Here is a 19,295-nt window from a genome sequence, read left to right on the forward strand (position 1 = left end):
CCACCGACAGCCGCCCCCTCAGGCCGGGTCGGGCCTGGTCCCCTCGGGAGCCGTGAGCCCCACGTCGGTCCACACCTCCGTCCTGTCGACGATCCGCTCGTCGCGGGCGGTGACGAAGGTGGCGACGGCGAACTCCACGGGCTCGCCGTCGGTGGTGGCCGTGACGCGGCAGCGCGCGACGGCCCGGTCGCCGGAGGCCACGAGGTCCTCGACGTGCATCCGCTCGAAGTCCGGGTACTCCGCGTTGACGCGGACCCACCCGTCCTTGTCGAAGGTCTCGTCGGTGTGCACGTAGCGTCACGCGAAGTCGTCGTGCAGCAGCGCCGGCAGCTCGTCCCAGGCGTGGGCGTCGATCGCGCGGCACAGTGACGCGAGCAGGTCGTGGGCGTCCATGCCCCCCAGCATCCACCCGGGGGCCGGAGGGTTTGTGGAGGATCCCCGTCACCAGGTGACTGCGATCCTCCACAAACCCGTGGGCGGGTCAGCCGCTCAGCGACGGACCCGGTGCTCCGGCCCGCGCCACTGGTAGCCGCGCGTCGCCCGGTCGCCGGCGCTGGCGCGGTGGTGGTCGTGACCCGTGCGGAACGGGTCCCGCGAGGCGCCGAAGTAGTACACGGCGTAGCTCGCCGCGTCCGACAGCTCGTCGAGGCCCCGCAGCGCCCCGCCCGCCATCGCCCGCTGGGCTGCCCGCTTCGCGGCCTCGTCGCCCTCGGGCGCGAGCCCCTCCGCCTCGAGCGGCGGGACGCCGGTGAAGACGGTGGTCAGGTCGTCGCAGGCCTGGTGGTAGCACGGGTCGTACCAGGAGCCCTCCGCGCCGCCGTACTCCGCCGCCTGCTCGGCCGTCTTCACGCCCTCGGCACCGGCGAAGACCCCGCCACCGGGGATGCCGCGGTCGATGAAGCCGACGTAGTCCGACCGCCCGTCGAAGGGGATCCGCTCGCTGGCCAGCCCCTTGGAGCGCAGCCAGTCGTCGTGCACCTGCTCGACCAGGCCGGAGCCCTCGGGGCCAGCCGGGTTGTCGGGCGCGTCGTCGCCGTCACCGTCGTAGACGAACCGGACGTAGTTGGCCGAGGCGAGCATGTCGTAGTTGAGGATCACGTCGATGCGGTCGACCTCGGCCTGGCTGAGGTTCTGGGCGTAGTAGACCGAGCCGACGAGACCGTTCTCCTCGGCGCCCCAGAACCCGAACCGGACCTTGTTGCGCAGCTTGTGCCGGCCCTCGGCGATCTCCTCGGCCTGGGCCAGCAGCGTCGCCACGCCGGAGCCGTCGTCGTTGATCCCCGGACCCTCGGGCACGGAGTCGAGGTGGGCGCCGACGACCACGACGTGGTCGGGGTCGCCGCCACGGGTCTCGGCGATCACCTGCGGGAAGAAGCGGTCGGTGAAGGTGCCGTAGACCTTGAGGTCGACCGTCGGGTTCTCGCCGGCCTTGTAGGCCTGCAGCAGCTCGTCGCCGAGGGCGTAGTCGGAGATCACCGCCGCGATGGTCGCCGGCGCGTCCGGCTGGTTGTCGACGAAGAGCGGTGCCTGCCGCTCGGGGGTGTTGCCCTCGTTGTAGATGATCACGCCGGTGGCGCCCGCGGCCTGGGCGAGCTGCCACTTGTCGACAAAGGGGCAGGTGCCCCGCTGGACGAGGGCCACCTGGCCGGCGACGCCGGCGTAGTCCTCGGGGGCGCAGCCACTGGCCGAGCCGCCGGTGGGTGGGTCGACGATGCCACCGACCGGGAAGACCGGCGCGTCCTCGAGCTCGACCGTGGGCGAGTTCGCCATGGTGATGAAGTCGACCGCCGCCGAGCCGTCGTCCTCGGCGTCACCCGGGACGTACGTCGTCGGCCTGGGCGAGACCTGGTCGAGCACCGGCGGCTGCGACTCCTGCCAGAAGGGGAAGTTGAACTCCTCCACCTGGACCCGCAGGCCGGCGTCGCGCAGCGTGTCGACGACGTAGTCGACCGACTCGGCGTAGCCGGGGGACAGCACCTCGCGGGTGCCGTCGTTGAGCGACGCGATCCGCTGGAGCGCGACCTGGTGCTCGGTGATCTCCTCGAGCGAGACACCGCGCACGAAGCGCTTGGCCAGCGGGTCGCGCGGCGTGACGACCTTGCCCTTCGCCGTCTTGGACCCCCCGGGTCCCGAGGACCGGTCCGGGCCCGCGGTGGCCGCGCCCGACGACGCGGCGACCGCGGCGAGCAGGACCGAGGTCGCGCCTGCCGCGACCAGCTTGGACGCTCTGTTCATGGCTTCCCCTTCGGGCAGCCGACGAACGATTCCGGCGCGGTGCCGACCGGTCGGCCGCCGTCCCGACTCTAGGAGCGGGCAGGGCCGGACGAGTGCCCCTCAAATCGGGGATCTTGACGCAGCGTCGGGGCGCTCGGCCCGACCCGCTCGGCGAGCCACGCCCGGCGCTGCGCGTCGTCGGGGGAGAGGGCGTCGGAGATGACGTGGGGGCAGACCCGGCCGTAGTAGTCGGTGATCGGGCCGTCGGACTCGCGCACCAGCATCCCCGCGGCCTCGCCGTCGATCACCCACGAGCCGATCACCACGTAGTTGCCGTCGAAGACGGGCAGGTCGGTGTAGGCCTGGTAGACGAACCCCTCGGCGCCGTAGGAGCCGGGCATCTCGATGTCCTCGAGCGCGTCGGCGAGGTGGATCCGGATGTTGTCGCCCTCCCGGCCGTGGAGGGGCTTGGCGACCCAGTCCTCGAGGTCGCCGGGGTCGTCGAAGTACGCCGGCAGCAGCAGGCGGTGGCCGGGGTTTCGCTCCCACAGCACGGGCAGCAGCGCCTTGGTCGACAGCATCGCCTTCCAGGCCGGCTCGAACCAGTTGACCGGCCGCGCCTCCCGCTCCTCCACGATGTGGCGCCCGAACGGCTCGGCGAGCATCTGCTCCCAGGCGTAGAGCTTGAAGGCGTTGCGGACGCGGTAGTCGTGGGCGTCGCGGAACTCCCGGGCGTCGGGGTTCCACCCGACCTCGGCCATCGGGTGCGCGAGCGTGGCGAAGCCGGCCTGGACGGCGGTGTCCATCAGGTAGTGGGCCGTCATCTCCATCTCGCCGTCGTCGTAGGCGTCGCCCTCGCCGAGGTCGTAGAAGAAGTGCAGCTCGTTGCCGTCGGTGGCGCCGGAGCGCAGCAGCCGCTCCCACCCCGCGACCAGCCGCTCGTGGACGCTGTTCCACTGGTCGAGCTCGGGCATCCGGTCCTCGAGCCAGCGCCACTGGGCGACGCCGGTCTCCACCAGCCCGGTGGGGGTGTCGCCGTTGATCTCGAGCATCTTGATCGAGGCGTCCGCGCCGTAGACGAGGTCGAAGCGCGAGTAGAGCGAGGGGTCCTGCCGCGCGATGGAGCGGCGTACGACGTCCATCGTCCCCGCGGGCAGCCCGAGGCGGGCGTCGCTCATCGTCGCGGCCATGTGGCCGGCGGCGTCGACGCACATCGCCCACAGCTCCTCGGTGGCCGACTCCAGCGCCTCCACCTCGTCGCCGGTCACCTCGTACCAGGCGGACTCGTTCCAGTAGGGGCGCTTCGTGCCGTCGGGCAGCTCGGTGACCGGGAAGACCAGCCCCTGCTCGGTGACGATCCGCTCCCAGTCAGGGCGCGGCTTGATCTGGTGGCGCCACATCAGGCGATGCTGGCGCAGACGATGGCCGCGACCGAGAGGGACGAGGCGGCGGCGAGCCAGGCGAGCGGGCGGACCGGGCCGGGCTCGGTGACGATCTGGCGCAGGTTGCCCGGCGTCACCGCGTCGATCGCGCAGAGCATGGCGGCGTTGAGCGCGACGCCGAGGAGCGCGAAGGAGACCGTCCAGGCCAGCGGCTCCCCGAGGTCGGTCGCCCCGTTGACCCAGATCGCGGTGAAGAGCACCAGCGCGTTGGAGACCATCCACGACGAGGCGACCAGCCCGGCCGAGCGGGACTGCAGGTGGACCGACGCCCGGCCGTCCTCGTCGGTGCCGTGCAGGTGGCTGCCGAGGTGGCCGGGGGTGACGAGGTCGAGGACGTAGTAGGCGACGATGAGGACCACCCCCGACACCAGCGCGTAGACGACGGCGTGGAAGAGGGCGGTGAGCAGGTCGGACACGGGTTCTCCTGGTCGGGGGTGGGGCGGGTCAGGACGAGAAGCCGCGGTTGGAGCCGCCGAACCCGCCCTTGGTGGTCGAGGACTTCACGCTCGAGCCCCCGGTCGTGGGGAGGCCGCCGCGCTGCACGGTGCCGTTGAGGGTCGAGCCGCGCCACGTGCCGCCGGTGGCGACACCGCCGACGGGCGGGACCCGCGAGCTGGCGCCCAGGTAGTACCAGAAGAAGCCCGTGCCGACGCCGTTGTAGTCGCTGCTGGAGTCGCACTCGTCGTCGTCGACCCGCTCCTGGGTGTCGGGGTCGACGCAGACCGCGGCGTAGTCGGCCGAGGTGCTGGCGCAGCCGGTGAGGCCGGACGCCGCAAGGGCGGTCACGCCGATGGCGACTGAGGCCGAGCGCATCCGGCGACGAGGCGTGGTGGTCATCGGTCCTGCTTCCGGAGGGGGTGGCGGGTCAGGCTGGGCCAGGCGAGCCCGGTGCCCAGGACCACCGCGGCGGCCACCAGGGAGGTCGTCGAGCTGTCGCGCACGCTGAGGACCAGGGCTGCCACGAACGTACCGGCTGCGACCACGGGCAGCACCACGCGTCGTACCGGACGGACGGCGCAGCCGCGCCTCCCGAAGAAGAACGGGACGGCCGCGCAGGTCAGGGCGTAGTACGCCGAGACCAGCAGGGCGGTCGCGGCCACCGAGTCGGCCAGCACCGCCTCGCTCGTCGCGACCAGCGCGGCGTACGCGACACCGGCCAGCGCGGTGAAGACCCACGTCGCGGTCGCGGGGGAGCCGGTCGCGGTGACCCGGGCGAGGCCGGGCGGGAGGTCGCCGCGCCGCGCCATCGAGAACATCGCGCGCGCCGACGGGAGGATCGTGGTCTGCGCGCTGGCCAGGGCGGAGACGAGCACGGCGCCGGCCAGCACCGTGCCGCCGGCCGACCCCATCAGGCTGGTGGCGAACTCCGCCAGCACGTCGCCCTCGCCGACCGCGACGAGCCGGTCGACCCCGGCGTACGACGTGACCGCCCACGCGAAGCCGGCGTAGAGCACGACCAGGACCCCCATCGCGGCCAGCGCCGCCCGCACCGGCGTCCCCGTCGGGTCGTCGGACTCCTCGTTGACCGCGAAGGAGGAGTCCCAGCCCCAGTAGAGGAAGACCGCGACGAGGAAGGCGGGGACGACCGTGCCGGTGGTGAGCACGAAGCCGGCGGCACCGCCGTCGGGGGAGGCCGGGAGTGGCGTCGCGACCGCCGCGCGAACGGCGAAGGCGACCAGCAGCACCGCCTCCACCGTGAAGAGCACCACCTGCGTGCGGGCCGCCAGGGTGATGCCGCGCGCGGCCAGGCCCGCCATGACGACGAGCAGCACGCTCCCGGCCGCCGCCTGGGCGACGCGGGAGCCGGCGAGGTCGTCGAGCCCGACGACCGTCCAGCCGTAGATCGCGGCGGCCTGCAGCAGGTTGGTCATCACCAGCACGCAGGCGGCCACCACCACCCAGCCCGCCAGGAAGCCGGTGCGCCGGCCGAAGGGGCGCGATGTCCAGGCGTAGCAGGTGCCGCAGTCGGGCTCGGCGGCGTTGAGCTCGCCGAAGCAGAGCACGACCAGCACGACCGGGACCGCGGCGGCGGCCAGCAGCAGCGGCGCCGCGTCGCCGACCAGGGCGGCGAGCAGGCCCACGGTGACCGCGAGCGAGTACGCCGGTGCGGTGCTGGCGAGCGAGAAGACCGTCGAGACCACCGGCCCGACGGAGCGCGGGGCGAGCTGGCCGGGCGACACGGCCGTCAGCGTAGTGGCGTCGGGCGCGGGAGCCCGACTCAGGACCGGGACGCCTGCTGCTCCAGCCACTCCCGCCAGGCCGGCTCCTCGCGCGCCACGAAGGCCGCCGCGTCGTCGGCGTAGTGGTAGGCCCGCACCCCCGCGGTCGAGCAGCCGTCGGCCTCGGCGTGGTCGTAGGCGTAGACGCTGAGCAACCCCGGCACGGGTCCGGCGAGCCGGACCAGCGCCTGGCGCTCCCCGAGGCGCTCGACCGTCCCCGTGGTGCCCCGCACGTCGACGGCGTCGCCGACCTCGCCCAGCCCCATGCTCGCGCGGAGCCAGGCCCACACGGCGTCGGCGTCGCCGGGCCGCTCGACGCTGACCTCCAGCTGGGCGGCCTCCTGGCCGGGGAAGTGGGAGAGGTAGAGGCGCAGGTTGTCGAAGAACGGCTTCCAGCCCAGCTCCATGTCGTCCCAGAACTCCTGCTCCCAGTCGGCGCCGGTGCCGAAGCCGCTGGTCGTGACGCGGACGACGCAGGTGCCGCCCGAGCGCGCCTCGACGAGGAACTCGGAGGTCATCGGGCTGAGCTCGTCGGGCTCCTTGCCCATGAGCGCCGCCCAGTCCTCCTCGTAGGCGAGCCGGTGCGGCGGCTCCCACCTGGTGACGTGGCCGTCGGAGCCCATCTCGGGGCCCATGGAGAAGTGCAGGGCGCCCCCCTCCCGCTCCTCCAGCTCGGTCGGCAGGAACCACGCGCTCAGGCCGCGGGCGGTCGCGATGGCCTCCCAGACCTCCTCGGGGGTGCCGGGGACCTCGACGCTGAACTCGAGGCGGTAGGGGACGTGCGGGGTCGGGCTCATGGCCGCTCCTCGGGCAGGGGATGGGCGGCGACGACGAGCCGGTGGGGCCGCCCGTCGTCGTGGTGGTGGCGGGCGGCCAGCTCGAGCACCGCCGCGGTGAGGTCGTCGGCGAAGGCGGCCCGGTCCTCGGGCGTGCGGAAGCGGATCGTGGTGTCGATGGTCAGCGTGGGCAGCCGCCGGCCCGAGGCGCCGGCCCGGCGGGCCAGGGCGCCGACCTCGCGCACCAGCCGTCCCGCGAGGGCGACCAGGTAGCCGGCCGAGAGGTGGTCGGCGTTGGCGTCGGGGTCGGCGGCGTCGGCGCTGACCGCCGCGGGGGAGACGACGTACGACGTCGCGGAGGCCCGCAGCACGCGCTCGGTGATCCCGCCGTGACGTCGTTCCTCGGCCAGCTCGACCAGCCCGTGGGCCTCCAGCGCCTTGAGGTGGTAGTTGACCTTCTGCCGCGCCACCCCGAGCCGCGCGGCCAGCCCGGCGGCGCTCGACGGCTCCGCCAGCTCGGCGAGCAGCCGCGCCCGGACCGGGTCGAGCGCGACCGCTGCCGCCTCGGGCGCCTCGATGACCTCCACGTCGTGCATGGCCTCCACGCTCCTCCTGACAATAATTGTTGTCAAGGGGCCGGCCGTCTTTGCGGTGGATTGCAGTCACCAGGTGACTGGGATCCACCGCAAACCCCTCGCGGGACGCGGCCGACGTCTCAGCGGGCCGTGAAGTGCTGGTAGTCGGGCTGGCGCCAGCTGCCACCCCAGGTCCACCCGACCCGACGGAACGCCCGGGTCACCACGTCACCGCGCCGGATGACGCCGGCCCGCGGCCGCGCCGTGGCGGAGCGGTCGACGTCGGCGAACCGCCGCCCGCGAGGGGGCAGGATCCCGCTGCTCGTGACGTACGGGTTCTGCACCGGGTTGAGGTCGATCGCGGCGCCGTAGGCGTGGGCCGACCAGCTCCGTTGCCCGGCCACACGGCGGCAGTTGTAGGCCGAGGTGTTGTTGGCGGCCATCGACCGGTCGTCGTCCGCCCCGTAGGCGTCGACGAGCCGCATCCGCCGGATGGGCCACCGCTCGGCGTAGAGCTCGCCGAAGACGGAGACGACGTCGTCGGCGAGGTCGGCGTGGACGACGAGCTCGCCCGTCCGCGCTCGCCCGTCGAAGCCGACGTACGACAGCGACAGGTGGCGCAGGTCGGCGAGGGGCACGGGGCAGCGGCCCTCGTCGTGGCTGGCGCGCAGCCGCCGCGCCAGGGCGTCGTCGATCTCGCTGACCTCGGCTTCGTACGCCGGCAGCTCGCTGTCGACGGGGGCCAGGCCGGAGCAGCCGCGCAGCGCCTCCCAGTCGGCGAGTGCCGTGCCGCGTCGCTGCCCGCGCGTCGGGGTCGGTTGCCCACCGGGCAGCGGGATCCGTGCCGGAGGGAGCGCGTCGGCGACGACCTCGCCGTCCTCGAGCGTCACCGTGAGGACGCCGGTGGAGGGGCGGCGGCCGTGGTACCAGAGGAAGTCCGCCAGCCCGTAGGAGACGTAGGTGTCGTCGAGCATCCCGGCGCCCGGCAGGACGTGGCCGTGGGTGCCGACCACGACGTCGGCGCCGGCGTCGGCGAGCTGGGTGGCGAGCCGCTGCTGCTTGGCCGTGGGGCAGCCGCGTCGGGGGCGGCCCCAGTGCAGGTAGACGACGACCACGTCGTCGGTCGCCGCGGCGGCCTCGACGGCGTCGAGCAGCCGCTCGGGGTACTCCTGCCGGGCCGAGGCGATCCCGGCGTGCTCGGGGCCGGCACGCCAGATCCGGTCGTTGCTCTCCGCGACGGAGGCGTCGGCGGCCAGCACGGCGACGCCGAGGTCGCCGACGGTGGTCCGGTACGGCGCGAACGCGGCGTCGGCATCCGACCCGACGCCGACGACGGCGACGGGGGAGTCGTCGGCCGCCTCGAGCGTCTGTCGCAGGCCGGTCCCGCCGAAGTCGACCCCGTGGTTGTTGGCGACCGTCACGACGTCCACGCCCGAGCGGGACAGCAGGTCGAGGGCGGAGGGCGGGGAGCGGAACCAGTAGCGCGCCTCGGGCACCTCGAGCTCCTTGCGGGTCGGCCGCCCGCCGGTGGCGATCGCGCTCTCGAGGTTGACCATCGCCAGGTCGGCGGCGGCGAGCACCTCGGACATCGGTCCGAGCGTCGCGTCAGGGTCGTCGAGGAGGGCGGCGAGCTCCTCCTCGAAGTGGACGTCGCCCGCGAAGGCGAGGGTGAGCCGCCCCTGGGGCCCGGCCTCGGTCGCCCCGGCCGTCGGCTCCGTCGAGGTCTCGACCGGGTCCGCCGACGGGCCGGGGCCGCTTGCCGAACAGGCCGTCAGCAGCAGGGCGCCCAGCAGGGCGCCGACCCCTCCGACGCGCTGGGCTCGCATGCGACCTCCCTCGTCCCAGCGTGGCACCGGACTGGTTGCGCCGGTGCTCTGCGGCCCGCCCGTGAGTGTGGGAGGGTCGGCGCGGAGCGAGAGCGGAGGTGGAGGGCGTGGCGGAGCAGGTCCCCGCGGTCGGCAACGTGCTGGCCCTGATCGAGCGGCGTGACTGGGTGCGTCTGGAGCGCGCCCTGGCACCCGACGTCCACTGGACCACCGCGATCGAGGAGCAGCTGCACGGCTCCGCCGCCGTGGTCGCCCTGCTGCGGACCGACCCCGTCCCCGGGCCGCCCGCCTACCACGAGGTCGACGGGCGCGGCCGGGTCGTGCGGTGGATCGACAAGATGGGCTGAGCGAAGGACGGACCGCACCTGTCAGCGCGATGCGGTCTGTCTCACCTGGACGCGGCCCCGTGGCCAGCCTGGGTCAGTCGATGAGCCTGTCGAGGAGCTCGAACGAGGCGTACTCCTGGTCGATGTCGCCGAAATGACCGTCGTCCCGGACGATCTGCGTGCCGCCGAGCCGCTCGAACATGGCGCGACCCTGCGTGTCGTCACAGCCGTAGGGGTCCTCACGCGAGTTGATGAAGTAGAGGTCGCGGACGTGGGCTCGGATCGCTTCCCAGTCGTACTGCTCCTGCAGTACTGGCTCGTCCGCGGTGTTGGGCCGGGTGCAGTACCCGGCGACGAGGATGGCCTGGTCGACCTTCGAGTCGATCTTCTCCAGGACGGCGAGCAGGAGCGCTGCGCCGCCTGAGTGGCCGACCAGCACGGTCCCCGCATCGAACGTGTGGTTGGCCAGCACCTTCGGCAGGAACGTCGCGACGGGCTCCGTGTTGAGGCCGGGGTAGTGTGGCGCCTCGACGGAGTAGCCCCGCTCGGTCAACCGTCTGCGGAGCCACGGCAACCACAGGACGTCGGGGTGGGCGCCGGTTCCGTGGAAGAGGATCGCTCTGCGGTTCATGGCGACCACTCCCGGTCAGAGGCCGGGGAGGACCCGCATGTCGCGCACCGCGCCGCCGTCGAGCACCTCGAGCGCCGCCTGGTATGCCTCGCCCTCGTAGGCCGCGACGGCCGCCTCGACGGAGTCGAACTCCATCAGCACGACCATTGTCTTCTCGCCGGCCTCGAAGACCTGCTCGGGCTGCCCCGCGGCGAGGAAGCGGGCGCCGGCGTCGAGCAGCGCGCGTCGGGCGAGCTTGGAGTACGCCGCCACCTTCGCCTCGTCGGTGATCTCTCGGTAGCTGCTGATCAGGTAGGCACTCATGGCTCGATCCTGCCGGACGGGTCGCGAGGATCGCGCACCCGGTGACGAGGTAGCCGCCCCCTCCTTGGGCACGACCGCCGGCGGGTGGTCAGAACGCGATGCCCGCGGAGGCGCTGCGGGATACTCCGCCCATGATCTCGATCCCCCCGTCTGCGGTGAACACCCACAAGAAGCGGGTGTGGCTCTTCGGCTACTTCACCGTCGTCACCGCGGTCGTCGCCGTCCTCGTGGTGGCGATGGTGGTGGTGGTCGGTGAGTGGGGCGGTTTGGTCGTGGCGGCCTTCATGGCCGCGCTGTCGCTCTACGCGGGACAGACGTGGCGGGAGTGCCTGCGGGAGGGACCCGACGGCTTCCCGAGGTCAGGACGAGGCGTACGACGAGGCCCGCGACCAGCGCCCAGAACGCGGCGCTGACCCCGACGATCGCCACCCCGGAGGCCGCGGTCGCGAAGGTGGCGACGGCCGGGACGTGCTGCCGCGGGTCCGCCAGCGCGGCCTGCAGGGAGGAGGCGAGGGTGCCGAGCAGCGCCAGCCCGGCGACGGCCGCCAGGACCCCGACGGGGGCGAGGAAGACCAGCGTCCCGAAGGCCGCCGACGCGATCCCGAGGCCGACGACCACCACGCCGCAGGTGACGCTCGCGATCCAGCGGCGGGAGCGGTCGGGGCCCGCCTCGGGCCCCGCGGCCAGCGCGGCGCTGAGCGCGCTGAGGTTGATCGCGTGCCCGCCGGCCGGCGCCCCGAGCAGGGTGCCGGCGCCGGTGACGAGCATCGCCCGCCGCCACGGGACGTCGTACCCCAGTCCCTTCATGACGGCGACGCCCGGCACGTTCTGCCCGGCCATGGTGACCAGGTAGAGCGGGAGGGCGATGCCGACCAGGCCGGCGACGGTGAACGCCGGGGTGGTGAGCTCGAGCTGCGGGGCGAGGGCCGCCGGGTCGACGCCGCGGCCGGCACGGCCCAGGTCGACGGCGATGACGACCGCGGCGGCGACGAAGGCGAGCGGGGCCGCGAAACGGGGCGCGAACCGGACGCCCGCCACCCAGACCACCACGATCGGCGCGACGGCCGCGGCGTTGTCGGCCAGGCCGGTGACCGGACCGAGGCAGAGCTGGAAGAGGATCCCGGCGAGCATCGCCTGGGCGATCGAGGTGGGGATGCGCGCGATGAGCGAGCCGAGCTGCGGCAGCAGCCCGGTCAGCACGACGAGGACGCCGGTGACGAGGAAGGCCCCAACCGCCGCGGGCCACCCGCCCGCGACCGCGCCGGTGGTGGCGAGCAGCGCGGCGCCGGGGGTGGACCACGCCGAGGTGATCGGCCGTCGCGTCGACAGCGCCAGCACGATCGAGGCCAGCCCCATGGTGACGCTGACCGCGAGGAGCCCGCTCGACGCCTGCGCCGGCGTCGCGCCCACCCCTTCGAGGCCGGCAAGGACGACGACGAAGGCGCTCGTGTAGCCGACCAGCCCCGAGACCATCCCGGCGGTGACGGGCTGGAGCAGCCCGCCGTGCTGCCTGACCGCGTCGTGCATGTCGTCCCTCCGGCTCGGTGACCGAGGGACACCCAGGCGGTCGATGTCTCTCTCGTGCTCCACGCCGGTCAGTCCGGCCACGCCAGTCGCGGGTGCGAGGCTACCGGCCGCGGGCACCTCGGTCAGTTGGCCGGTCCACCGCCGTGGCTCGACCTCTTGGGTGCGTGGCGTCTCGATGCCGTCGGAGCCGGCCCGAGGACCGGATCCGTAGGGTCGGTGGCATGTCCACCACCGACCGCTCGGCCATCAGCCGGCTGCTCGAGGAGAGCCGCCGGACCCTCGACCGGGTCGAGCCCGGCGACCTCGAGGCCGTGAAGGCGGCGGGTGCCCTCGTGGTCGACACCCGGCCCGTGGAGCAACGGCACCGGGACGGCGAGCTGCCCGGGGCCGTCGTGATCGACCGCAACGTGCTCGAGTGGCGGCTGGATCCGACCAGCCCCGACCGGCTGCCGTTCGCCGACGACCCCGACCGCCGCATCGTGATCGTCTGCCACGAGGGCTACAGCTCCAGCCTGGCGGCGTGGACGCTCCAGCAGCTGGGCCTGCGCCACGCCACCGACCTCGTCGGCGGGTTCGTGGCCTGGGTGGAGGCGGGCGGCCGGCCCCTGGAGGCCGGGCCGGCCGCCGAGGGGTGAGCGGTCAGGAGCGCCAGCGCCGCCGGGAGCTCGGGACCTTCGCGGAGCGCGGCGGCAGCGGCCCGACCTGGATCTCGGTGCCGTAGGACCAGCCGGGGCGCAGCGGCAGGAACTCGCCGCTCCAGAAGGTGCCGGGGTCGAACCACGTCGGCTTCCACCCCTCCTCGACGATCCCCATCTCCTGGAGGGTCAGCGCGACCGCCTCGGCGCAGAACGCCGCCTCGGGCCGCACGCGCTGGCCGCGCTTGCGCCGCGGCTGGTAGCCGTTGCGCCCCGAGAGCCACCGGCCGGCGAGCCGGGCGGTGCTGGGGAAGGAGACGCCGTCGAGGCGTGCGACTGCCCGCAGCGCGCCGTCCTCCTGCGCCCGGCCCGCCTCGGGCGTGAGCTGGCGCATCCAGGCCGCCTGCCCGTAGGTCTCGCGCCACCGGGTGACGGCGTCCCCGAGGTCGTGCAGCTGCACGCCCCGGTGGTGCCCGCCGGTCCAGTGGTCGACGAGCGCTCTGCCCAGCTCGGCGTGCCACAGCAGCGGCGGCAGGTCGTCGATCACCACGGCCATGCCCACGTGGTTGACCGGGGCGTTGGTCAGCGTCCGGATGGCCCGGTCGGCGGTCGTGCGGCCGCGGAAGAGCCAGAGGTCGCCGGTGCGGGTCAGGCGGGCGGCCTCCTCCACGGAGAGGCCGTCGGCGCGCGCGTCGCTCACGCCAGGCATCGTGCCTCATCACGGCTAGGGTCGGCGTCATGCGCGCGGCGACGTGGTGGAAGGTTCTCGGGCTGGCCGGCATGGCCGGGGTGGTGGCGACGGGCGTCGCAGTCACGCGCGCGGAGCGTCAGCGGCAGGCCTACACGCCCGAGCAGGTCCGCGACCGCCTGCACCAGCGGCACGCCGAGATCGAGCAGGAGCAGCCCACCGCGGACTAGACGTACCCGCGCGCCGTGAGCGCCTGCGGTCAGTCGACCGGTCCGCCGCCGTGGCTCGACTCGTTGACGCGCGGCGTCTTGATGTCGTGGCAACCCATGACGCGGTCCCGGCTCCGGGCAGTCACCGCAACCTACGCACTCGGCTCGGCTGAATCACGCGCCTGGGTCGGCCGCGCGTCTGTCGTCGTTCGTCTCGGGCAAACCGCGGTCGCGCCTCCGCACTCGCGTGCACCTGAGCAGTCAGGAACGTCTTGAGCGGCTACGGCACGACGCACCTCTGCACGCCGGGCGGATCGCGGCGCCAGATTGGCGGTAGTCCGGCGGTCGCTTCCGAATCCTCCGGTCTGAAGATGTAGCAGTCCGATTCACTTCGGGGTGCGCGGCGTGCCCCAGCGCTGCAGTCGAGCGCTGCAGTCGGTGGCCGAGGGCGATGATCACCTGTACCGGCTGTACGGCCGGCACGTCCTTGAGGGGCTCTTCCCAGATGAGGGTGTAGGCCGGCCGGGCGCGTCGGTCCGTAGATAGACGTCGAGGTGTCCCGACGACGGAGGTTCCTACGCCATCCATCCGAAAGACCTCGACGTGTCCGACGCTACCCCGCCGGCCGGCTTCGGCCGCCCTGACCTGACCGCCTTCGCGTCTCATCCCAATCGACCCTGATCGGGTCTGCTGACCCCCTCGACGAGAACGCAGCGACATCACAGCCACCCAACCCCGACCGTCCGGGAAGCCGGGGCACGTCACATGGCCTGTGCTGCGGGCGTGTCGAGTGGGTCGTCCAGGACGACGCAGGAGCGTCGACGCGACGTGCTGAGAGGTGGTTCCAACCGAGCGCCAGGACACCGGCTACGGGCATGGCGATAGGTCAGGAACGGCGTCGCTCCCTGCGCAGGAGGGAGCGCAGAGTCTCGGCGTTCGCGTAGCCGACCCGTAGCGCGATCTCGGCCGAGGTGAGGTCCGTGGTTGCTGAGAGGTGCCGAGCTCGTTCGATGCGAATCCGTTGGACGAAGCCGAGCGGAGTGAGGTTGAGCGCCGCACGGACTCGTCGTTCGAGGGTGCGCCGGCTGGTGCCGAGCGACTGCGCGACGAAGGCGACGTTGAACGGTTCGTCCAGGCGGGCGCGCACGAAGCGTTCGAACTCGACGACGATCGGGTCCTCGTGCCGGAGATGTTCGTAGGCGACGAAGGCCGCCTGCGACGGACGCTCGTCGATGATGAGGAGCTTGGCGACATGTTGGGCCAGGTCGGGGCTGATCGATCGCACGAGTGAGAGCGCGAGGTCGATGTGGGCGAACGCGGCGCCGGCGGTGACGAGGTTCCCGTCGACCACGACCATGGTGTCGAGATCGAGGGCGACGGTCGGATAGCGCTTCAGGAACTCCGGCCCCAGGAACCAGCTGGTCGTCGCCCGCCGATGATGCATCCGTCCGGTCTCGGCGACAGCGAACACGCCGGTGCACGCCGCGGCGATCTGGGTGGTCGCCTCGTCGAGGCGCCCGAGCGAGGCGATGACCGACCGAGCATCTCGGCTCTGGAGGGCGTCGTTGGTAGCGGCGGCCGTGAGGGTTCCAAGCGCAGGGACGACGACCACGTCGAACTCTCCGGACTCCGACAGCGGGTGGTCCACCGACAGGGTCATCGATGCCGTCGTGGTCACTCGCCGTTTCGGTCCGAGGATGGCGAGTTCGATCGGGTCGATCCGCGGGTCGACATCGCCGCGGGCTCCGTCGGCCACCCGCGCGATGTCGATGACCGACGCGACCGCCGAACCGAAGCAGCCGTCGATCGCGATCAGTCCGATACGCATGGCGCGAACAATAGCAATACTGCCGTATACGCCACTCGTCACATGTCCTTGCCCGTCATACGCTGAACTCGCTTCACCAAGAAACCTCGACACCTAGGAGAACCCCTCATGTCCACACCCGCATCACTTCCGTATGCCTTCGTCGCCAAGATCGTCGCGGCCGATGGACAGCACGACGCGCTCGCCGATCTGCTCGCCGGCGCTGTCGCACTCGCCAACGAAGAAGTAGGAACGATTGTCTGGTTCGCGGTCAGGACCCACGCCGACACCTTCTGGATCTTCGATGCATTCCCCGACGAGGCCGCTCGCGACGCCCACGCCAACGGCGCCATCGTCGCAGCCCTGATGGCCAACCAGCACCTCCTCGGCGCAGCGCCCGAGATCCTGGCGGCCGACGTCCTCGCGTCCAAGCTCCCGTAGTCCGCCAACGCACGAGACGATCGCGCCCCGCCGAGCCGTCGGACCCGACCGCCTCGACACCCGCACCACGTTGACGATCCCCGACGGGCCGATCACGAGGAGGCCAGGAAACACCAGGCGCAAGCCTGGAGCGGCACTGGTTCACCGGTGGTCATAGAGAGAGCCAGCGCGGTTCCATGGCAGCGCGACTGTGTCAACTTTCCCTCCGTCCCGCTAGGCGCCGTGGCGGCGCGATGCCGACCGCTCAACTTCTGCAACTGGCCAACGAAATCGCGAGTGCTCGAAAGCAGTCGTGAGACCCAGGCCCAACGACGAAGCACTTTGGCTCAGCCGGCCTCCGCCAGCAGCCGCCGAATCAAGTACTTCGCCGTCGCCCCGACCCCACCCGCCGCAACCTCCGCCGGCGTCCCGCTAGCCACGACCTGCCCCCCGGCGTCCCCGCCGCCCGGCCCCAGGTCGACCATCCAGTCGGCGGTGGCGACGGCGTCCAGGTCGTGCTCGACGAGCACGACGGTGTTGCCGGCGTCGACCAGCCGGTGGAGCTGGCGCAGCAGGAGCGCCGAGTCGGCGGGGTGCAGGCCCGAGGTGGGCTCGTCGAGCAGGTAGAGGGTGTGGCCGCGCTGGGCGCGCTGCAGCTCGGTGGCGAGCTTGATCCGCTGAGCCTCGCCGCCGCTGAGCTCGGTCGCGGGCTGCCCGAGCCGCAGGTAGCCGAGCCCGACCTCCTGCAGCGCCCGCAGCCCGCGTGCGGCCGCGGGCACGTCGGCCAGGAACGTGGCCGCCTCGTCCACCGACAGGCCCAGCACGTCGGCGATCGTCCGGTCCCGGTAGGTCACCTCGAGCGTCTCGGGCTTGTAGCGCGCCCCGTGACAGGTCGGGCACGGCGCGTAGGTGCTCGGCAGGTAGACCAGCTCGACCGAGACGAACCCCTCGCCCTGGCAGGTCTCGCACCGCCCGGCCGCGACGTTGAAGGAGAACCGGCCGGCGTCGTACCCCCGCTCCTGCGCGAGCGGCGTCGCCGCGAAGACCTTGCGCACCGCGTCGAAGAGCCCGGTGTACGTCGCCAGGTTGGAGCGCGGCGTCCGGCCGATCGGCCGCTGGTCGACGACGACGAGCCGGTCGAAGGAGTCGACCCCGCGGACCTCCCGGACGTCCACGTCCACGACCGCCGTGGCCTCGTCGTCGGAGGAGTCGGTGTCCGACGGGGTCAGCACGTCGCGCGAGAGTCCCAGGTGACGGCGCACGACCTCGCCCAGCACCTGCACCGCCAGCGTCGACTTGCCCGACCCCGACACCCCGGTCACGGCGGTCATCGCGCCGAGCGGCAGGTCGAGGGTGACGTCGCGCAGGTTGTGGCGGGTGACGCCGCCGAGGTGCAGCCACCCCGACGGCTCGCGCGGCTCGCGGACCAGCTGCTCGGCACGGCCGAAGAGGTACGCCGACGTGGCCGACCCGTCTACCTCCTCCAGGCCCGCGACGGGGCCGGAGTAGAGGACCCTCCCGCCGTTTTCGCCGGCGCCGGGACCGATGTCGACCACCCAGTCGGCGCGGCGGACGACGTCCATGTCGTGCTCCACCACGAAGAGCGTGTTGCCCGCCGCCTTGAGCTGGTCGAGCACCGCCAGCAGGGGAGCGGCGTCCGCCGGGTGCAGCCCGGCCGACGGCTCGTCGAGCACGTAGACGACCCCGAAGAGCCCGGAGCGCAGCTGGGTGGCGATCCGCAGCCGCTGCGCCTCGCCCGGCGACAGCGTCGTGGAGCTGCGTCCCAGCGACAGGTAGCCCAGTCCCAGGTCGAGCAGCACGTCGATCCGCGCCACCAGGTCGCCGCTCAACCGCGAGGCGACGTCGTCGGGGTCGCCGGTGGCGTGCGGGCGAAGCAGGTCGACGAGCTCGGTGAACGGCAGGGCGTTGACCTCGGCGATCGTCGCCCCGGCGAAGGTCACGGCCAGCGCCTCGGGGCGCAGGCCGCTGCCGTGGCAGGTCGGGCAGGTCGTCGAGGTGACGAAGGCGAGCATGCTGGCCCGCAGCTTCTCGGACGGCGACCCGGCGAGCACGGTGTGCACGTGGCGACGGGCGCTGCGGAAGGTGCCCATGTAGTCGCGGCCGCCGCCGCCGTCCTTGTCCTGCGGGCGGATCAGCACGCGCGGCTGCTCGTCGGTGAAGAGCAGCCACTCCTGGTCCTTGCGGGCGAGCTCGCGCCACGGCTTGTCGACGTCGATGCCGAGGTTCTTCACGATCCGGCGCAGGTTGTGGGCCTGCCAGGCCCCGGGCCACGCGGCGATCGCGCCCTCGCGGATGCTCAGCGAGTCGTCGGGGACGAGCAGCTCCTCGGCGACGTCGTGGCTGACCCCCTGCCCGTGACAGGTGCGGCAGGCGCCGGCGGCGGTGTGGGGGGAGAAGGCCTCCGCGGCGAGGTGGTCGGCGCCGTCGGGGTAGGTGCCGGCGCGGGAGAAGAGGATCCGCAGCAGGTTCGAAAGCGTGGTGATGGTGCCGACCGTCGACCGCGAGCTCGCCGCCCCGCGCCGCTGCTGAAGCGCGACCGCAGGCGGCAGCCCGGTGATCTCCTCGACGTGCGGGGCGCCGACCTGCTGGAGCAGCCGCCGCGCGTAGGGCGCCACCGACTCGAAGTAGCGGCGCTGCGCCTCGGCGTACAGGGTGCCGAAGGCCAGCGACGACTTCCCCGACCCCGAGACGCCGGTGAAGGCGACGATCGCGTCGCGCGGCAGGTCGACGTCGACGTCCTTCAGGTTGTGCTCGCGGGCGCCGCGGACGCGGACGCAGCCGTCTGGTTCGGGGATCTCCACCGCGTCCCCCTACCCGGTGGACGCCGGGTCCACGCGCCCCACGACGAGCGGGGCCCGGGCGGCTGCCGGGGTGAGCCACCCCGAGGGACCCGGTGCCGTTGGACGCCATGGCTACGTTGGGACGCATGACTGACGAGGTGCAGCAGGCAGCGGTCGAGGCGGCGCAGCGCGTGGTGGACGAGGTGTCTTCCTGGCAGTACAGCGCCGAGGACAGCACCATCGCCGACCAGCTCGACGAGGGCCTGGCGAAGGCGAAGGTGTCGCTCGACGACGAGGAGCGCGCGCGGATCCTCACCGAGATCGACGGCATGAAGGACGAGAGCTCGTCCGCGCCGCAGGTGAGGTCCGCGACGCCGGTGGAGTGACCCTCCGGGCGCACTGAGTACGCGAGCGGATGCCAGGACGCGCCCGCGGGCGCATGCTCGGGCCATGAGCACCGTGCAGCCCACCCCCGGCAGCAGCGCCCCCCGCCTCGCCCTCGTCGCCGTGGCGCTGGCGCTCTTCGCCGGCGCGATGTGGTTCGCCTGGCTCGGCTGGGACGACGACTACTACCTCGTGGACGGCGTCGCGCAGGGCCCCTACCGCCCCTGGCAGGTCGTCGGCTGCGGCCTGTCGGTCGCCATCGGGGCGGTCGCGGCGATGCTCGCGCTGCGTGGTCGCGGGGTCGTGCGAGCCGGCGCCGTCCCGGTGCTGACGGCCGCGGCGCTGGGCGGCTTCGCGCTGCCGTGGAGCGTCCACGCCGCCGCGACCGACGACTCCGGCCTCTGGGCGGTCGGGCTCTTCTTCCTGCTCGTGGGCGGCGGGCTGGGGCTCGTCACGCTGCTCACCGTGACCGCGGCACTGGCCGGACGCCGGAGCGGCTGACCCCCTCCGGG

General features: G+C 73.0%; 21 protein-coding genes and 1 riboswitch. Of the genes, 6 read left to right on the forward strand and 15 right to left on the reverse strand.

Going from position 1 to position 19,295, the window contains the following annotated elements:
* Positions 1-18: 18 nt before the first annotated feature.
* The 9 genes from DNK53_RS04040 to DNK53_RS17695 form a co-directional block, all read right to left on the reverse strand.
* A complete protein-coding gene (locus tag DNK53_RS04040; protein WP_204163731.1) occupies positions 19-291 on the reverse strand; it encodes a nuclear transport factor 2 family protein in 273 nt (90 codons plus the stop codon).
* A 198-nt stretch (positions 292-489) separates the two neighbouring features.
* On the reverse strand, positions 490-2,235 hold the full coding sequence (locus tag DNK53_RS04045; RefSeq protein ID WP_110180964.1) for a M28 family metallopeptidase: 1,746 nt from the start codon (positions 2,233-2,235) through the stop codon (positions 490-492).
* A 68-nt stretch (positions 2,236-2,303) separates the two neighbouring features.
* Positions 2,304-3,614 (reverse strand): glutathionylspermidine synthase family protein, encoded by a 1,311-nt coding sequence (locus DNK53_RS04050; RefSeq protein WP_110180965.1) that lies wholly within the window; start codon positions 3,612-3,614, stop codon positions 2,304-2,306.
* Complete coding sequence (locus tag DNK53_RS04055; protein ID WP_110180966.1) at positions 3,614-4,072, reverse strand: DUF350 domain-containing protein; 459 nt, start codon at positions 4,070-4,072, stop codon at positions 3,614-3,616. Before DNK53_RS04055 ends, DNK53_RS04050 begins: the two co-directional genes overlap by 1 nt.
* Positions 4,073-4,100: 28 nt before the next feature.
* Entirely contained in the window at positions 4,101-4,493 is a 393-nt protein-coding gene (locus DNK53_RS04060) for a hypothetical protein (RefSeq protein ID WP_110180967.1), read from the reverse strand.
* Positions 4,490-5,836 carry an APC family permease gene (locus tag DNK53_RS04065; RefSeq protein WP_162599765.1) on the reverse strand — a complete coding sequence of 449 codons (1,347 nt, stop codon included), beginning with the start codon at positions 5,834-5,836 and terminating at the stop codon, positions 4,490-4,492. The genes DNK53_RS04060 and DNK53_RS04065 overlap by 4 nt, the downstream gene beginning before the upstream one ends.
* A 38-nt stretch (positions 5,837-5,874) precedes the next feature.
* Positions 5,875-6,672: an SRPBCC family protein gene (locus DNK53_RS04070; protein WP_110180969.1), complete on the reverse strand. Its 798-nt coding sequence runs from the start codon at positions 6,670-6,672 to the stop codon at positions 5,875-5,877.
* Positions 6,669-7,247: an ArsR/SmtB family transcription factor gene (locus tag DNK53_RS04075; protein ID WP_110181401.1), complete on the reverse strand. Its 579-nt coding sequence runs from the start codon at positions 7,245-7,247 to the stop codon at positions 6,669-6,671. Before DNK53_RS04075 ends, DNK53_RS04070 begins: the two co-directional genes overlap by 4 nt.
* Positions 7,248-7,366: 119 nt before the next feature.
* Entirely contained in the window at positions 7,367-9,052 is a 1,686-nt protein-coding gene (locus tag DNK53_RS17695) for a CapA family protein (RefSeq protein WP_110180970.1), read from the reverse strand.
* Between the two features lie 107 nt (positions 9,053-9,159).
* On the opposite strand from DNK53_RS17695, the gene DNK53_RS04085 reads away from it, so the two are divergent.
* Positions 9,160-9,399 (forward strand): hypothetical protein, encoded by a 240-nt coding sequence (locus tag DNK53_RS04085; protein ID WP_162599766.1) that lies wholly within the window; start codon positions 9,160-9,162, stop codon positions 9,397-9,399.
* A gap of 73 nt (positions 9,400-9,472) precedes the next feature.
* Here DNK53_RS04085 and DNK53_RS04090 read toward each other — a convergent pair whose 3' ends face one another.
* From DNK53_RS04090 to DNK53_RS04100, 3 genes are all read right to left on the reverse strand, one after another.
* Positions 9,473-10,009 carry an RBBP9/YdeN family alpha/beta hydrolase gene (locus tag DNK53_RS04090; RefSeq protein ID WP_110181402.1) on the reverse strand — a complete coding sequence of 179 codons (537 nt, stop codon included), beginning with the start codon at positions 10,007-10,009 and terminating at the stop codon, positions 9,473-9,475.
* A gap of 15 nt (positions 10,010-10,024) precedes the next feature.
* On the reverse strand, positions 10,025-10,312 hold the full coding sequence (locus DNK53_RS04095) for a DUF1330 domain-containing protein (protein ID WP_110180972.1): 288 nt from the start codon (positions 10,310-10,312) through the stop codon (positions 10,025-10,027).
* A 282-nt stretch (positions 10,313-10,594) separates the two neighbouring features.
* Positions 10,595-11,839: a benzoate/H(+) symporter BenE family transporter gene (locus DNK53_RS04100; protein WP_110180973.1), complete on the reverse strand. Its 1,245-nt coding sequence runs from the start codon at positions 11,837-11,839 to the stop codon at positions 10,595-10,597.
* Positions 11,840-11,862: 23 nt separating this feature from the next.
* Positions 11,863-11,939: riboswitch (ZMP/ZTP riboswitch) on the reverse strand.
* 121 nt (positions 11,940-12,060) lie between these two features.
* Here DNK53_RS04100 and DNK53_RS04105 point away from each other — a divergent pair.
* Entirely contained in the window at positions 12,061-12,474 is a 414-nt protein-coding gene (locus DNK53_RS04105; protein ID WP_110180974.1) for a rhodanese-like domain-containing protein, read from the forward strand.
* Between the two features lie 4 nt (positions 12,475-12,478).
* On the opposite strand, the gene DNK53_RS04110 is transcribed toward DNK53_RS04105, so the two are convergent.
* Positions 12,479-13,174: a hypothetical protein gene (locus DNK53_RS04110; protein ID WP_239456344.1), complete on the reverse strand. Its 696-nt coding sequence runs from the start codon at positions 13,172-13,174 to the stop codon at positions 12,479-12,481.
* A gap of 38 nt (positions 13,175-13,212) precedes the next feature.
* On the opposite strand from DNK53_RS04110, the gene DNK53_RS04115 reads away from it, so the two are divergent.
* Entirely contained in the window at positions 13,213-13,392 is a 180-nt protein-coding gene (locus DNK53_RS04115; protein ID WP_110180976.1) for a hypothetical protein, read from the forward strand.
* Between the two features lie 865 nt (positions 13,393-14,257).
* Here the strand turns inward: DNK53_RS04115 and DNK53_RS04125 are convergent.
* On the reverse strand, positions 14,258-15,199 hold the full coding sequence (locus tag DNK53_RS04125; protein WP_110180978.1) for a GlxA family transcriptional regulator: 942 nt from the start codon (positions 15,197-15,199) through the stop codon (positions 14,258-14,260).
* Between the two features lie 108 nt (positions 15,200-15,307).
* Here DNK53_RS04125 and DNK53_RS04130 point away from each other — a divergent pair, with 108 nt between their 5' ends.
* On the forward strand, positions 15,308-15,619 hold the full coding sequence (locus DNK53_RS04130) for a putative quinol monooxygenase (protein ID WP_003941073.1): 312 nt from the start codon (positions 15,308-15,310) through the stop codon (positions 15,617-15,619).
* Positions 15,620-15,945: 326 nt separating this feature from the next.
* Here the strand turns inward: DNK53_RS04130 and DNK53_RS04135 are convergent, their stop codons facing one another.
* Positions 15,946-18,420, reverse strand: coding sequence for an excinuclease ABC subunit UvrA (locus DNK53_RS04135; protein ID WP_110180979.1), 2,475 nt, complete (start codon positions 18,418-18,420; stop codon positions 15,946-15,948).
* Positions 18,421-18,545: 125 nt separating this feature from the next.
* Between DNK53_RS04135 and DNK53_RS04140 the strand changes: the two genes are divergently transcribed.
* Positions 18,546-18,785, forward strand: a complete 240-nt coding sequence (locus DNK53_RS04140; RefSeq protein ID WP_162599767.1) for a hypothetical protein — start codon at positions 18,546-18,548, stop codon at positions 18,783-18,785.
* A gap of 64 nt (positions 18,786-18,849) precedes the next feature.
* Positions 18,850-19,284 carry a hypothetical protein gene (locus DNK53_RS04145; RefSeq protein WP_110180981.1) on the forward strand — a complete coding sequence of 145 codons (435 nt, stop codon included), beginning with the start codon at positions 18,850-18,852 and terminating at the stop codon, positions 19,282-19,284.
* Positions 19,285-19,295 lie beyond the last annotated feature (11 nt).

The sequence above is a fragment of the Nocardioides solisilvae genome (assembly GCF_003194625.1).
GTDB lineage: Bacteria > Actinomycetota > Actinomycetes > Propionibacteriales > Nocardioidaceae > Nocardioides > Nocardioides solisilvae.